Here is a 13872-nt window from a genome sequence, read left to right on the forward strand (position 1 = left end):
GGCGGTGCGGTGGCGTCAGCCGCCCGGCGTCAGGCCCGCGCGGTGGGCCAGGATCACCAACTGGACCCGGTCGCGAGCCGCGAGCTTGTGCAGCAGCCGGGCGACGTGGGTTTTGGCGGTGCCGGCCGTGATGTGCAGGCGGGCGCCGATCTCGGCGTTGGTGAGCCCGTCGGCCACCAGCAACAGGACCTGCCGCTCCCGGTCGGTGAGTCCGGCCAGCCCGCTCGACAGCCCGGCCGGCAGCGGAGCCGGCGGTGGATGCTGGGTCGCGAACGTGGCTATCAGTCGTCGGGTCACGGTCGGCGCCAGTAGCGCCTCGCCGCCGGCGACGACCCGGATCGCCGCGTGCAGGTCGTGCGGCGGTGCGTCTTTGAGCAGGAAGCCGCTCGCGCCCGCACGCAGTGCTCCGTAGATGTACTCGTCGAGGTCGAAGGTGGTGAGCATCAGCACCCGGCTGCTGGTCGACGCGGTGATCTGCCGGGTGGCTTCGATGCCGTCGAGGCCCGGCATGCGAACGTCCATGAGCACGACGTGCGGCGCGAGGCGGTGGACCGCGTCGACGGCCTCGAACCCGGTGCCGGCCTGGCCGACGACGGTGAGATCGGCGGCGGCCTCGACGATCCCGCACAGGCCGACGCGGATCAGGACCTGATCGTCGGCCACGACGACCCGTACCGTCATGCGGTCCGCCGCTCGACCAACGGAAGACGTGCGGTGACGCGGAAGCCGCGGCCGGGCACGGGTCCGGCATGCAACGTCCCGCCGTAGAGGGCGGCGCGCTCCCGCATGCCGATCAGGCCGTGTCCGTCCGGCCCGGCGGGCCCGCCGCGACCGTCGTCGGTCACCTCGACGACCACGGCGTCGGGACGGTGTTCGACGGTGACCCGGGCGTGGTCGGTGCCGGCGTGCTTGACGACGTTGGTGAGCGCCTCCTGCACGATCCGGTACGCGGACAGCTCCAGCCCGATGGGGAGCGGCTCGGGCTCGCCCTCGATGGTGAGGTCGACGCGGACGCCGGCGACGGCGGTCTGATCGGCCAGGCGGGGCAGGTCGGCCAGGCCGGGCGCCGGCTCCGTCCCAGCGGGGGCCTGCGCGCGCAGGACGCCAAGGACACGACGCAGCTCGGCGAGGGACTCCCGGCCGGTCGTCTCGATCACGGTGAGTGCCTCCGCCGCCGTGGCCGGTTGCCGGTCAGCGACGAGCCGTCCGTAGGCGGCCTGAACGGTGATGAGGCTCATGCTGTGCGCCACCACATCGTGTAGCTCCCGGGCGATACGCACCCGTTCGTCGGCGGCCTGCCGCTCGGCGCGGCCGCGCTGGTGGCGCAGCAGTTCGTCGGTGTAGCGGCGGTGCTGGCGGACCGCGATGCCGACCGTCCACGCCGTCGCGAGCAGCAGGCCGAACGGCAGCACCCCGCCCGCATGCCGCAACGACGGCAGGGCCGTCGCCACCGCACCGGTGAGCGCGACCGCCAACGCTCCCGCCGCGAGCCGGATGGGACAGCGCTCAGCCACCCGATACAGCGCGTAGGCCAGCGGCGCGGCCGCGAGCCAGCCGAACCGGGCCGAGATCGGGGCCAGCCAGAAGACGGCCAGGGCGCCACTCATCGCCGCCAGCGGCCACCGGCGCGCGGCCACGAGCGCCGCGCATACCACCGCAAGTCCCGTCGCCGCGAGGAGCCGCTGGTCGATCCGGGCGCCAAGCACACCCCAGCCGGCGATGCCGTACCCCGCGGCCGCAAGCACGTCGAGGACCAGCCAGTGCACCGGCCTCAGCCGGTGCCGTAACGGCGGCGGAGGTGCGGATTCCATGCCGCGAGCCTACGGCCGCCCGTGCGCGGTCGTCGTCGTCCGGCCGGCGTATGCCGCATGGCAGATACGGTGCCTGCCCGCGGGCTGACGACGGCGCACCCGTACCGCTGCCATCGTCGACGGCATGATCGAAGTACAGCAGCTGACCAAACGGTACGGCGGGGATACCGCCGTCGACGGGGTGACATTCGCCGTCGAGCCCGGCCGGGTCACCGGCTTTCTCGGCCCGAACGGCGCCGGCAAGTCCACCACGATCCGGATGATGCTCGCGTTGACCACGCCCACGTCTGGGCGGGCGACGGTGAACGGCCGGCCGTACCGGTCATTGCCCGCCCCGCTGCGCGAGGTCGGCGCGTTGGTCGAGGCGGCTGGTCTCCACGGTGGCCGTACCGCCTACCGGCACCTGTGCTGGCTCGCCGCCAGTAACGGCCTGCCCCGCCACCGCGCCACGGTGGCCCTGGAACGCACCGGCCTGGCCTCCGTCGCCGACCGGCGGATACGCGGCTTCTCCCTCGGCATGCGCCAGCGGCTCGGCGTCGCCGCGGCGCTGCTGGGCGACCCGTCGACGTTGATCCTCGACGAGCCGGTCAACGGCCTCGACCCGGAAGGCGTGCACTGGATCCGCACGCTCCTGCGCGCCCTCGCCGCCGAAGGCCGCACCGTGCTGATCTCGAGCCACCTGATCAGCGAGATGGCGCTCACCGCCGACCACCTGCTCGTCATCGGCGCCGGCCGGCTCCTCGCCGACACGGGTGTCGACGAGTTCACCCGCGGCCACGCCTCCCTCGAAGCCGCGTACTTCGCGCTGACCGCCGACACCACCCGGTACCGCGGCGCTGGAGGCAGCACCCGATGACAACAGCACCCTTGGCGCTGCGCCGCGCGCTGCACGCCGAATGGATCAAGCTGTGGTCCGTCCGGTCCGCCTGGCTGGCCCTCGCCTCCGCGGCGGCGCTGGGTGTCGGGCTCGGCGTGGCCGACACGCTCAGCACCGCTCGATCCTGGGACACCCTCACGGCGCCGGACCGGGCGTCCTTCGACGCCGTCGGCAGTGCCTTCACCGGGCTGACCTTCGGCCAGCTCGCGTTCGGCGTCCTCGGCGTGCTCGTCGCGACCGGCGACTACGCGACCGGCTCTGTCATCCCGACGCTCACCGCGGTGCCGCGCCGCGGCGTCGTGTACGCCGCCAAGGCCACGGTCGTGGCGGCCACCACGCTGGTGTGCGGCCAGCTTCTCGCATTCGGCCTGTTCCTGCTCGGGCAGGAGGTCCTCGCCGCTCGGCATCTCGACGTCGGCCTCGCCGACCCCGGCGTGCTGCGCGCGGTGACCGGTGCCGGGCTGTGTCTCGCCGTCATCGCCGTCGTCGGCTTCGGTCTTGGCGCCCTCACCCGTCACCCCGCCGCCGCGGTCGCCGCCCTCATCGGCGTGGTCTTCCTTGCGTACGGGGTGGCGCGTGCCCTGGAAGGCTGGTCCTACCTGCCGTCACGTCTGCTGCTGTCCAACGCCGGCGACGTGGTCGCACAGGTCCACGCCGTCGCCGCCAAGCCGCGCCTGCCCTCACTCCGGCTCGCCTACCTCGACCTGGCCGGGTACGTCACGATCGCGCTCGGGCTCGGCGCCTGGCGGGCCCGTCGCGACGCCTGAGCACCCAGCCCGACCGAGTCCCGCCGCCGCACTGGGTAACGCGGCGGGACTCGATAGGCCGCGAGCCGATGATCGTGCGGCAACTCCCGGGCACCATGCCCGTCGCCACCCCGCGTAAACCCGGCCGACCGCGACAGCCCACCTACGGCGTCAGCTCGCTCGATAACTCGGACCAGCCAGCGGCTGCCGTGGTACGCAATACCCAACAAGGCGTACCGAACGGATCAATCGTGAGAATCGATTTCTGGCATTACCGGACTGTCACCGCCGCTACGCAGGGTCCGCGTCCCGTCACGATGGCTGAGCTGGTCGGCTGATGACATCTCGGCATCATCGCTGCGGTGCGCTCGCCGCACTCACCGTCGCCGCACTGCTGCTGGGTGCGTGTTCTTCCAAGACCGCACCGCAAAGCGCGGGCCCCGCCGACCACCGCACGCCGGAGTCCATGCCCGGCATGAGCATGCCCGGCATGGCCACGTCCCGGTCACCCGGGAGTTGGAGCGGGACCACCGCGGCGGGCGCCGCGCTGTCCGGCATGCCGCCGCTGCTCGACCCGCACGACGTCTACGCCGCCGACAGGCCCGGCGCGCTCGCCGATGCGGTCAGGAAGGACCCCGTCCGGGTGTACGTGCCGAACCTCGGCAGCAACACCGTCTCCGTCATCGACCCGGCGACGTACAAGGTCATCCAGACGGTCAAGGTCGGCGACGCACCGCAGCACGTCGTGCCGGCCTGGGACCTGCGCACGCTGTGGGTCAACAACAACGACGGCAACACGCTGACCCCGATCGACCCGGCGACCGGCACGTTCGGCACGCCCGTCCCGGTCGAAAACCCGTACAACCTGTACTTCACCCCCGACGGCAAGTTCGCGATGGTCATGGCGGAGCTGCTGCACCGCATCGACTTCCGGGACCCGCACACGATGGCGATGGAGCGGTCGGTGCCGGTCAACTGCTCCGGGGTGAACCACGCCGACTTCTCGGCCGACGGCCGCTACTTCATCGCGACCTGCGAGTTCTCCGGCGATCTGATCAAGGTGGACGTCCAGCGCCAGGAGGTGGTCGGCCAGCTGCACCTGCCACGCGACGGGGCGATGCCGCAGGACGTCAAGATCACCCCGGATGGGCGCACCTGGTACGTCGCCGACATGCACACGTCCGGTGTGTGGATCCTCGACGGGGATGCGTTCACCGTGCGGATGTTCCTGCCGACCGGAGCCGGCGCGCACGGGCTGTACGTCAGCCGCGACTCGAAGCACCTCTACATCGCCAACCGGGGCGAGGGTTCGGTGTCGGTCCTCGACTTCGCCACCGGCACGCTGGTCGCCAAGTGGCAGATTCCCGGCGGCGGCAGTCCCGACATGGGCGGGGTCTCGGCGGACGGCAAGGTCCTGTGGCTCTCCGGCCGGTACGACGGAGAGGTCTACGCCATCTCCACGGACGACGGGCACCTGCTCGCCCGGATCAAGGTCGGCGCCCAGCCGCACGGGCTGTGCTTCTGGCCGCAGCCCGGCCGGTACTCCCTCGGCCACACCGGCATCCTGCGCTGACCACGGGGCAGTCCCCGCTGGCCGTTGTCGTAGGCATGGCTCCTCGACGTGGGTGGGGGAGTCCCACGCCGAGTCGGCGTACCAGGCGAAAATGAGGTTCTGAAGACCGCCGCCCACTGGGTGCCGGACCCGCCCGACGGGTATGGTCATTTCGTCACCGTCCGGCAGGAGGTAGTGAAATGACCTATCCATCGCTCTCCGCCGACGTCCACGTGACCGGCCGCCGTGTGGTGGCCACCATCATCGACGCGGTGCTGCTCGGCTGCCTCGGTGGCATCGTCGCGCGGGTGGCGGGTGTCGAAACCACGGCCTCGGGCTTCAGCTCCACCCGGTTGTCGAGCGGCGGCAGCCTCGCGTGGTTCGTCCTCGTGGTGCTGTACTACGTGCTGCTGGAGGGACTCTTCGGCCGTACGGTCGGCAAGCTCGTCACCGGCATCCGCGTCGTCGACGAGGTCACCGGCGCCGCGCCCGGCATCGGCAAGGCCATCATCCGCACACTGCTGCGCATCATCGACGGCCTCTTCGCCTACCTGGTCGGCTACATCGTCGTGCTGTCCTCGCGGCGCCGCCGGCGCCTCGGCGACATGGCCGCCCGGACCCTGGTCGTGCGCGCCTGACCCGGTCCGGCGAAGGCCCGTGCGGCACACGGGCACGGCGGCCCACGAGCCGGCAGATGACCCGGCCGCGTGACCTGCTGGTCGGTGGCCGCCGACCACGAAGTGGTATGGGCGGCGTGCTGCTCTTGCATTCCCGGGATCCGGCCTATCCGGAGCTGGGCAGGTGGTGGGAGCTGCCCGGCGGCATCGATCCCGGCGGGACCTTCCGTGAGGCAGCGGTCCGCGACCTGGCCGAACAGGCCGGTATCGTTGTGACGCCCGATCACTGACCACCCGGCGTCCTCGCTCAACCGGCCCGGCTCCAGAGGTCGTAGGAGCTCTTGCCAGGTCGGAAGCCGTGCGCCTCGGCCATCCGGGCCGCGTCGGCGAACCCGTGGGCGACGGCCGAGGGCAGGTGGGCATCACTGCCGAAGGTGACCGCGTCGCCGCCCTCCTCATGCCACCAGGTCAACACGGTCGTGGACAGCGGCAGCCGGGTATTGATTTCCAACGCTCGACCCGACTGCGCGGTCGTCCGTAACGCATGGCGGAACTCGTCCTCGAACACGTACGGGTCGAACGGTCCCGCCTGCTCGGCCGGCCAGGACCGGACCGGGTAGTCGATGTGGGCCAACACGGAGAACATACCGCTAGTCGACACCATCGACGCCACCCCGGCCAGATACTCACGGACCACCTCATGGGCGTCCCGGTACGGATAGATGCCCCACGGCTCCGCATACGTGCCCTGGTCGGGAAGGGTGTGCAAGGAGCCGAGCACCCGGTCGAACCGGCCGGTCGCCAGAACCTGGGAACACTGCTCGACGTGCCGATGTGGCTCCCCCAACTCCAGCCCGCTAAGCACCCGCAGCTGCGGGAAACGGTCGCGGCAGCGCTCGACCGCCGCCAGATAGCCGGCGGCGTCGAACGGCGGCGGAGTCAGCATCCCGCCAGGGTCCGCCAACGCCGTCAGGCGCTCCATGACGTACGGACCTTCCAACGCGATCCGCCACACGGTGTGGTCCAGATGTTCCGTGAAGGCGATCGCCGGGAGCCCCAGCTCGACGGCGCGAACGCAGGAACCCTCCATATCACCCACCGCCGTGTCCCAGGACCATTCACTGTGCACATGGCTGTCACACGGTAACGACACGTCAACACCCCCGTCGACCGGCATTGCCATCTGGACACTATCCCTTCCCGCGCCGCATCATCGATGGCCACGCCATGCCGCACTGTTGGTCACGCCCTGTCTCGCCGGCTACGGCAGTCCCATCCAAACCGCCCACGGCGGCGCCTGGTAACGCACCTGGCGAATCCCGCCCGTCTTCGCCTGCACCGCCCACCACCAGCTCCTCGCCCTCACCAGCCCCGCCTGCCAGCAACCCGCACCGCACTTCACCGCCGGCAGCGGCCGCATCGTGCCCGCCGACCGCGTCGAAGGGCTGCACGCCGCCCAATGCCGCAACCACGGCCCCGACTCCACCGCCAGGCTGACCCGGTGTGGCCACCGCCTCGATCAGCCCCCGCTCGAACGCGACGCACCCGACCCTGACGCCGCGTCAATCCCGCTCGGCCAGTCGCTGCTGCGCCTGCAACACCCTCTTCCCGTCCGTGTCGGGGTGGAACCGAGGAGACGCCGGTGACCGCGCACCGTGACGCTGGTCAGCATCTTTGTCGCTTCCTACTGGAGAAGGCTGGCAGCCGAGGCATTTCCACTCACGTTGAGCCCTGAAGGCGACCTCTTCGTCGAAGAGGTGCGCCTCCAAACGGAAATCGAAGACTACGATTTCAAAGGCCCTCGTGACCCGCTCCAGCAGTGGTGCGACGACCAACGGGCGGCAGCGCGATTGCGAGCAGAACGCGGGGACGGCGACGGTGACCGATTTTGAGGACTCCTACCGCCGGCTCGTCCTGATGGATCCTTTCGCCCGCAAGCAGTGGCTGCTTGGCCGCCGGCCTACTTCCGTCTCCCCGGTCCATTGGTGGCTTGGACATGAGACGGCGACGGCTCATCCGTCTGGGCCACGGCGGTCCACGCCACCGCTGACCTCGGCGGGTTACCCGCCCATCTGCGGGTGCGCGGCTACAACATCCCGGCTTGTCCGGTGCCCTGATCCGGAGCCCGGGCGTCGTCGGTATCAGCGGGCGGGCGCCGTCCGGTCGAGGACCAGGTCGCGTGCCTCGGTCAGGCCGACGGCGAGCGCGCCGAGCAGGACGGCGTCCTTGCCGAGCGTGGAGACCTCGATGCGGGGCGGGTGCAGCGCGACGAGGTTGCGGAGCCGCTCGGTGACCGGGCCGGTGAGCAGGTCGCCGGGCTGGCTGCCGACGCCGCCGCCGAGGACGACGAGCTCCGGGTCGAGCACCGCCGTGATGCCGGCGAGCGCGTGGCTGACATGGTCCACCACGCTGGACACGGCCTGCCGCGCGGTCGCGTCGCCGGCGCGGGCGGCGTCGAAGACGTCCTTCGCGGTTGCCGCGTCGTGCAGGCCCAGCCGCTGCGCCAACGCGACCACGCCGTCGGCCGAGGCCACCGACTCGAACATGCCGCGGCGCCGCGCGGCCGGCTGGTCCAGCAGCGGGTCGCCCTCGCCGACCGGCAGGTAGCCGATCTCGCCGGCCGCGCCCCGGAACCCGCGGTACAGCTTGCCGTCGATCATGATGCCCATGCCGGTGCCGGTGCCGATGGAGACGTAGACGAAATGCCGGACGCCGCGGCCGAGCCCGTAGCTCGCCTCACCGACGGCCGCCAGGTCGACGTCGTTCTCCACCACGTACGTCGAGCCGGCGATGCCCGCCAGCCGCTCGACGCTCCCGCGCCGATCCCAGCCGGGGAGGTTCGGCGCCAGATGCAGTGCGCCGGTCGCCTTGTCGTGAATGCCGGGGGTACCGAAGACGGCGAGCGTGATGTCGTCGCGCGTGATTCCGGCCGTGGCGGCCAGTTCCTCGGCGAGCCGGGTGAGCTGCGCGACGAGGTCGCGGGCACGGGTACCCCGCGACGACTCGTCCTTGCGCGCGACGATCGTGCCGACCAGGTCGGCAAGGCCGACGCGGACGTACGAGCGACCGACGTCGACCGCGAGCACCCAGCCCGCTTCGGGGCGCACCTCGTACAGCACCGCGGAGCGTCCGGCCGCGCCCGCGCGCATCCCGACCTGGCGCAGCAGCCCGGCGCGTTCGAGGTTGGTGAGCGCCACGGCCACGGTGGGTTTGGACAGCCCGGTGTGCTGGGCCAGCTCGGGGCGCGAGACCGTGCCCAGCCGGAAGGTCTCAGCGAAGACGGCGCGCTCGTTCATCACCCGCAGCACGCTGGTCGTGCTTGCGGTGCCGGTTGTCTGCACGGGAACAGCGTGCCACACCAGGTTAGGAAAGGTCATTTATCAATTTCGTAAAGGTCCTTGCCAAGGTCTGGCCGGGTGGCTCAGCATGCATGCAGAACCCCCTGAGGAAAGGTGTCCCTCCGTGAGAGCCAGATGGTTCGTCGCAGTCGTGGCCGTCGCGGCCACCGTTGTCAGCGGGTGTGGCGGCAGCGCCGGGGACAAGCCGGCCGCCAAGGGCGCGCCGACGATCGCGTTGTTCCTGCCGGAGTCCAAGACGACCCGATACGAGGCGTTCGACCGGCCGCTGTTCGAGGCCAAGGTTCGGGCGCTGTGCGCCGACTGCAAGCTGCTCTACGCCAACGCCGACCAGGACGCCGCCAAGCAACAGCAGCAGGTGGAGGCCGCCCTGGCCCAGGGCGCCGACGTGCTGGTGCTCGACGCCGTCGACGCCAGCGCGGTCGCCTCGCTGGTGAACCAGGCCAAGCAGAAGAAGGTACCGGTCATCGCCTACGACCGGTTGATCAGCGAGATCTCCTACGAGTACTACGTCTCCTTCAACAACGTCCGGGTCGGCGAGATGCAGGGCCAGGCCCTGCTCGACGCGCTGACCAAGGCCGGGACGGCCGACAAGGGCAAGATCGTCATGCTCAACGGCGCCTCGACCGACCCCAGCTCGGCCGACTACAAGACCGGTGCGCACAAGGTCCTCGACGGCAAGGTCCAGATCGGCCGCGAGTTCGACACGCCCGACTGGAGTCCGGACAAGGCTCAGCAGGAGATGGAGCAGGCCATCACCGCGCTCGGCCGGGACACCATCGTCGGGGTGCTGTCCGCCAACGACGGCATGGCCGGCGGTGCGATCGCGGCGATGAAGCGCGCCGGCTACCCGACCCTGCCGCCGATCACCGGCCAGGACGCGGAACTCGCGGCGGTACAACGGATCCTGACCGGAGAGCAGTACATGACGATCTACCTCGACATCCGTCAGGAGGCGGAGAAGTCCGCGGAACTGGCCGTCGCACTGGCCAAGGGCGAGAAGCCGGCCGCGCCGACGAAGGTCGCCAACGGTACCGCGGACATCCCCGCGTTCCTGCTCGACCCGATCGCGGTCACCGCGGACCGGATCAAGGACACCATCGTCAAGGACGGCTTCTACAAAGCGTCCGACATCTGCACCGGCCCGGTCGTCCCGGCGTGCACCAAGGCCGGCATCCAGTAATGCTCGCCGCCTCGAACATCAGCAAACGCTACGGTGCGGTCCAGGCACTCGACGGGGTGTGCCTGGACCTGCCGGACGGCGAGGTGGTCGCCCTGGTGGGCGACAACGGCGCCGGCAAGTCGACCCTCGTCAAGGTCCTGTCCGGCGTCGTCACCGCGGACGACGGGGTGATCGAGCAGGACGGCCACCAGGTCCGGATCGCGAGCCCGCACGAGGCGCAGCATCTCGGCGTGTCGACCGTCCACCAGGACCTCGCGCTCTGCGAGAACCTCGACGTCGTCGGCAACCTGTTCCTCGGCGCCGAACGCCGTCGCTGGACGATGCTCAACCACATCCGGATGGAGCGCTCGGCACGGGACCTGCTGTCCTCGCTGGACGTCCGGATCCGTGACATCCGGGTGCCCGTCGCGATGCTCTCCGGCGGCCAGCGGCAGTCCGTCGCCATCGCCCGGGCGCTCATCGGAGAGCCGCGGGTCGTGATCCTCGACGAGCCGACCGCCGCGCTCGGCGTCGAACAGACCGCGCAGGTGCTCGATCTGATCCGCCGCCTGCGTGACCGGGGGCTGGCGGTGCTCGTCATCTCCCACAACCTGGCCGACGTGCGCGCGGTGAGCGACCGGATCGTGGTGCTCCGGCTGGGCCGCAACGCCGGCGAGTTCAGTACTGCCGAATCCACCCCGGAGGCCGTCGTCGCCGCCATCACCGGAGGCACCGCATGACCACCGTGAACGAGCGCATCACCGGCCTGCTGCACAAGCCGCTCGAACCGCTACGCGCGACGGGCCGTACCGACGTCGGCGCGTGGCCGGTCGTCGGCGGCCTGATCCTGATCGCGGTGGTGTTCGGGTCCCTCAACGAGCACTTCCTGTCGGCGGAGAACCTCACCAACCTGGCCCTGCAGATGGCGGCCACCGGCACCATCTCACTCGGCATCATCATGGTGATCATGCTGGGCGAGATCGACCTGTCGGCCGGCTCGGTCAGCGGCCTGTGCGCGGTGGTCATGACGATCCTGTACGTCCACCACGGCTGGAACCCGCTGCTCGCGGTCGCGGCGGCGCTCGGCTGCGCCATGCTGATCGGCCTGCTGCACGGCTGGATGTTCACCAAGCTGCGGATGCCCTCGTTCGTCGTCACGCTGGCCGGGCTGATCGGCTGGCAGGGCCTGATGCTGTACCTGCTGGGCCGCGGCGGCACGATCAACCTCCCGTTCGAGGGGCTCCTCGCCCGGCTGAGCGACACGTGGTTGCCCTCGTGGGCCGGCTGGCTGGTGGCCGCGCTCATCGTCGCCGGCTGGAGCGCCGGCTCGCTGGTCAACCGGCGGCTACGCCGCGAGGCCGATCTGCCGGTCACCTCCGGCCTGTGGCTGACCCTGCGTCTGGCCGGCCTGGCCGGCGTCCTCGCGGTGGTGGTGCTCGTGCTGTCGGCCGACCGCGGAGTGCCGCTGCTGCTGGTCATCTTCGGCACGCTGGTCGTGTGCCTCGACCTGATGCTGCGGCACACGGTCTTCGGCCGTCACATGTACGCGGTCGGCGGCAACGCCGAGGCGGCGCGCCGGGCCGGTATCAACATCACCCGGATCCGTGTCCTCGCGTTCGTTGCCGGGTCCACCCTGGCCGCGTTCGGCGGGATCCTCGCGGCCAGCCGGCTCGCCGCGGTCAACCAGAGCTCCGGCGGCAGCGACACCCTGCTGATGGCGATCGCCGCGGCGGTCATCGGCGGCACGTCGCTGTTCGGCGGCCGGGGCCGGGCCTACGCCGCGCTGCTGGGAATCCTCGTGATCCAGTCGATCACCAACGGCATGCTGCTGCTCAGCGTCGACTCATCGGTGCGGTACATGGTCACCGCCGCGGTACTCGCCGTCGCCGTGGCGATCGACTCGCTCGCCCGACGGGGACAGCCCAGGTGACGCGGCACGTATTGGCGATCGACTTCGGTGGCACCAAGGTCGCGCTGGGAACGGCGGCCGTCGACGCGCCCGACGGCCGCCCGCACACCATGATGCGCCTGCGCACCCAGGGCGCCGGGGGAGCGCTGCAGGTCGTCGAGCGCACCCTGACGGCCGCGCGGGAACTGCTCAGTACCCCGGCAGCGGTGGGGGTCTCGACCTTCGGCGTGGTCCGCGACGAGGTGATCCGCCTGGCCCCGAACGTGCCCGGGTGGGACGGCATGGCACTGCCCCGGCTCCTGCGTACCGAGTTCGGCGACACCCCTGTCGCGATCGACAACGACGTCAACGCCGGTGCCGCCGCCGAGCTGCGCTGGGGAGCCCTCCGCGGCGTCGACACCGGCCTCTACGTCAACCTGGGCACCGGTCTTGCCGCCGCGCTGGTGGCCGGCGGCAAGGTCCTGCCCGGGGCCCACGGTGCCGCGGGCGAGATCGGCTACCTGCGCGACTCCGCCTCCGCCCCGGCCTTCGCCGACGGCCACGCCCCGCTGGAGGAGGCGGTCTCCGGCAGCGCGCTGGCCCGCCGCGGTTCAGCCCTGCTCGGCCGGGAGGTGACCGCCGCCGAACTGTTTGACCTGCACGCCGAACCCGGCGTCGGCGAACTGCTGGACGAGGCACTGAACACCCTGTCCCGGACGATCGCCAACCTCTGTATCACCCTCGACCCGCAACGCGTCGTCATCGGCGGCGGCTTGATGGGTGCCGCCCCGCACATCCTCCCGCGGGTGGCGACAGCCCTTGCCCGCTCGGTGCCCTTCCCCCCGCAGCTGACGACCGCAACCTTCGTCGACGACGCCCCGCTCGTCGGTGCTCTGGCCCTGGCCCTGGCGCTGGCGTGATCCGATCGGGAAAGACGTCCGCCGTCACCTCACCACCCCAAGCGAGCGATGAAAACCGGTGCCCGCGGACGGAATTGAGCTGTTCAATCTGGCGAAGCGAGCACACCGCGACCATCTGACCCCAGGTGGACGAGAAGCTGAGCGGAGCAGGATCTTGCAACCACTTCGAGCGATGGGCCGGGCGGCACGACGGCGGCTACGCTTTGGCTCCCATAAATTGCAGGTTCTGATGAGAACCGTTCGCCGGCCGCTTCTAGCAGTCTCCGCCGTGGTACTGGCCCTGCCCGCCGTGACGGCGTGCATGGGCGAGCCGTACAGCTCGGTCGCGATCTTCATGGACGGCTCGGTGTTGCAGGTGCGTCTCGCGGACTGCCCGCCATCGTCGGTGACGGTGGTGCGCATCATCCCGCTGCGCACGACTCATGACAACTTGCTCGATGAGAACGTGCCGTCCGTGTGGCAGGTGAGCTTTCCGAAGCCCACCGTCACCGGAGTAGTCACCGTCGGCGACGAGGCGCCGCCAGGGGGAACGCTCGACGTCCCCCTGGCCGCGCCGCTCGACCCCGCGACCGAGTACGTGACCCTCTTCCGCACCGGCGTTCACGAGCAGGCGTACGAGACGTTCAAGCCCGCGGATCTGCACGACGGCCGGGTGCGCTTCAACGACGCGTACGTCAGTCATGACGAGTTCGAACGCAGGTCGGCATGCACGAAGAAGTGACCGGTCCGCGGCGGTAGTGCGGCCGGGTGAGATGGCGTGGCGGCGCTTTCGGGCGCTGTCCCGCCATCGCCCCCGACGACCTCCGGAGGGTCACCTTGCCCGACGGCGCGAACTGGCGACGAACCGGTCCGGCGTCTGGGGCAGTGACGCTTGAGAGGTTGATCCTGCACCGGGAGGGCCTGGCGCCGGCGCGACGATGCCCCGCCCGGAGAAGCCCGGGCG

Annotated in this window: 15 protein-coding genes; 11 read left to right on the forward strand and 4 right to left on the reverse strand. The window is 70.9% G+C overall.

The window, feature by feature from the left end:
• Window positions 1–15: 15 nt before the first annotated feature.
• Entirely contained in the window at window positions 16–681 is a 666-nt protein-coding gene (locus ABD352_RS15260; protein ID WP_344613007.1) for a response regulator, read from the reverse strand.
• On the reverse strand, window positions 678–1811 hold the full coding sequence (locus ABD352_RS15265; protein ID WP_344613008.1) for a sensor histidine kinase: 1134 nt from the start codon (window positions 1809–1811) through the stop codon (window positions 678–680). The genes ABD352_RS15260 and ABD352_RS15265 overlap by 4 nt, the downstream gene beginning before the upstream one ends.
• A gap of 124 nt (window positions 1812–1935) precedes the next feature.
• On the opposite strand from ABD352_RS15265, the gene ABD352_RS15270 reads away from it, so the two are divergent.
• The 5 genes from ABD352_RS15270 to ABD352_RS15290 all read left to right on the forward strand — a co-directional run bounded on the left by ABD352_RS15270 (window position 1936) and on the right by ABD352_RS15290 (window position 5893).
• On the forward strand, window positions 1936–2667 hold the full coding sequence (locus ABD352_RS15270; protein WP_344613009.1) for an ABC transporter ATP-binding protein: 732 nt from the start codon (window positions 1936–1938) through the stop codon (window positions 2665–2667).
• On the forward strand, window positions 2664–3455 hold the full coding sequence (locus ABD352_RS15275; protein WP_344613010.1) for an ABC transporter permease: 792 nt from the start codon (window positions 2664–2666) through the stop codon (window positions 3453–3455). The genes ABD352_RS15270 and ABD352_RS15275 overlap by 4 nt, the downstream gene beginning before the upstream one ends.
• 469 nt (window positions 3456–3924) lie before the next feature.
• Window positions 3925–5007 carry a YVTN family beta-propeller repeat protein gene (locus ABD352_RS15280; RefSeq protein WP_344613011.1) on the forward strand — a complete coding sequence of 361 codons (1083 nt, stop codon included), beginning with the start codon at window positions 3925–3927 and terminating at the stop codon, window positions 5005–5007.
• A 179-nt stretch (window positions 5008–5186) separates the two neighbouring features.
• Window positions 5187–5624, forward strand: coding sequence for an RDD family protein (locus ABD352_RS15285; protein WP_344613012.1), 438 nt, complete (start codon window positions 5187–5189; stop codon window positions 5622–5624).
• Between the two features lie 107 nt (window positions 5625–5731).
• Entirely contained in the window at window positions 5732–5893 is a 162-nt protein-coding gene (locus tag ABD352_RS15290; RefSeq protein ID WP_344613013.1) for an NUDIX domain-containing protein, read from the forward strand.
• A gap of 17 nt (window positions 5894–5910) precedes the next feature.
• Here ABD352_RS15290 and ABD352_RS15295 read toward each other — a convergent pair whose 3' ends face one another.
• On the reverse strand, window positions 5911–6786 hold the full coding sequence (locus ABD352_RS15295) for a PHP domain-containing protein (protein WP_344613014.1): 876 nt from the start codon (window positions 6784–6786) through the stop codon (window positions 5911–5913).
• A 472-nt stretch (window positions 6787–7258) separates the two neighbouring features.
• On the opposite strand from ABD352_RS15295, the gene ABD352_RS15300 reads away from it, so the two are divergent.
• Window positions 7259–7495: a hypothetical protein gene (locus ABD352_RS15300; protein WP_344613015.1), complete on the forward strand. Its 237-nt coding sequence runs from the start codon at window positions 7259–7261 to the stop codon at window positions 7493–7495.
• A gap of 249 nt (window positions 7496–7744) precedes the next feature.
• On the opposite strand, the gene ABD352_RS15305 is transcribed toward ABD352_RS15300, so the two are convergent.
• Window positions 7745–8944 (reverse strand): ROK family transcriptional regulator, encoded by a 1200-nt coding sequence (locus ABD352_RS15305; RefSeq protein WP_344613016.1) that lies wholly within the window; start codon window positions 8942–8944, stop codon window positions 7745–7747.
• A 121-nt stretch (window positions 8945–9065) separates the two neighbouring features.
• Here ABD352_RS15305 and ABD352_RS15310 point away from each other — a divergent pair, with 121 nt between their 5' ends.
• From ABD352_RS15310 to ABD352_RS15330, 5 genes are all read left to right on the forward strand, one after another.
• Window positions 9066–10142 carry a sugar ABC transporter substrate-binding protein gene (locus tag ABD352_RS15310; protein ID WP_344613017.1) on the forward strand — a complete coding sequence of 359 codons (1077 nt, stop codon included), beginning with the start codon at window positions 9066–9068 and terminating at the stop codon, window positions 10140–10142.
• Complete coding sequence (locus ABD352_RS15315) at window positions 10142–10861, forward strand: ATP-binding cassette domain-containing protein (RefSeq protein ID WP_344613018.1); 720 nt, start codon at window positions 10142–10144, stop codon at window positions 10859–10861. The genes ABD352_RS15310 and ABD352_RS15315 overlap by 1 nt, the downstream gene beginning before the upstream one ends.
• Window positions 10858–12051, forward strand: coding sequence for a sugar ABC transporter permease (locus ABD352_RS15320; RefSeq protein WP_344613019.1), 1194 nt, complete (start codon window positions 10858–10860; stop codon window positions 12049–12051). Before ABD352_RS15315 ends, ABD352_RS15320 begins: the two co-directional genes overlap by 4 nt.
• The gene (locus ABD352_RS15325) at window positions 12048–12929 is read left to right on the forward strand and encodes an ROK family protein (protein ID WP_344613020.1); all 882 of its coding nucleotides are present in this window, start codon (window positions 12048–12050) and stop codon (window positions 12927–12929) included. Before ABD352_RS15320 ends, ABD352_RS15325 begins: the two co-directional genes overlap by 4 nt.
• Before the next feature lie 268 nt (window positions 12930–13197).
• Window positions 13198–13650 (forward strand): hypothetical protein, encoded by a 453-nt coding sequence (locus ABD352_RS15330; protein ID WP_344613021.1) that lies wholly within the window; start codon window positions 13198–13200, stop codon window positions 13648–13650.
• Window positions 13651–13872: the final 222 nt, after the last annotated feature.

It is taken from the genome of Dactylosporangium salmoneum (assembly GCF_039532525.1).
Taxonomy (GTDB): Bacteria; Actinomycetota; Actinomycetes; order Mycobacteriales; family Micromonosporaceae; genus Dactylosporangium; species Dactylosporangium salmoneum.

Coding starts and splice junctions, on each gene's coding strand:
- ABD352_RS15270 (WP_344613009.1), top strand. CDS start 1,936: ATGATCGAAGTACAGCAGCTGACCAAACGGTACGGCGGGGATACCGCC.
- ABD352_RS15275 (WP_344613010.1), top strand. CDS start 2,664: ATGACAACAGCACCCTTGGCGCTGCGCCGCGCGCTGCACGCCGAATGG.
- ABD352_RS15260 (WP_344613007.1), bottom strand. CDS start 681: ATGACGGTACGGGTCGTCGTGGCCGACGATCAGGTCCTGATCCGCGTC.
- ABD352_RS15280 (WP_344613011.1), top strand. CDS start 3,925: ATGGCCACGTCCCGGTCACCCGGGAGTTGGAGCGGGACCACCGCGGCG.
- ABD352_RS15265 (WP_344613008.1), bottom strand. CDS start 1,811: ATGGAATCCGCACCTCCGCCGCCGTTACGGCACCGGCTGAGGCCGGTG.
- ABD352_RS15290 (WP_344613013.1), top strand. CDS start 5,732: ATGGGCGGCGTGCTGCTCTTGCATTCCCGGGATCCGGCCTATCCGGAG.
- ABD352_RS15320 (WP_344613019.1), top strand. CDS start 10,858: ATGACCACCGTGAACGAGCGCATCACCGGCCTGCTGCACAAGCCGCTC.
- ABD352_RS15315 (WP_344613018.1), top strand. CDS start 10,142: ATGCTCGCCGCCTCGAACATCAGCAAACGCTACGGTGCGGTCCAGGCA.
- ABD352_RS15295 (WP_344613014.1), bottom strand. CDS start 6,786: ATGGCAATGCCGGTCGACGGGGGTGTTGACGTGTCGTTACCGTGTGAC.
- ABD352_RS15285 (WP_344613012.1), top strand. CDS start 5,187: ATGACCTATCCATCGCTCTCCGCCGACGTCCACGTGACCGGCCGCCGT.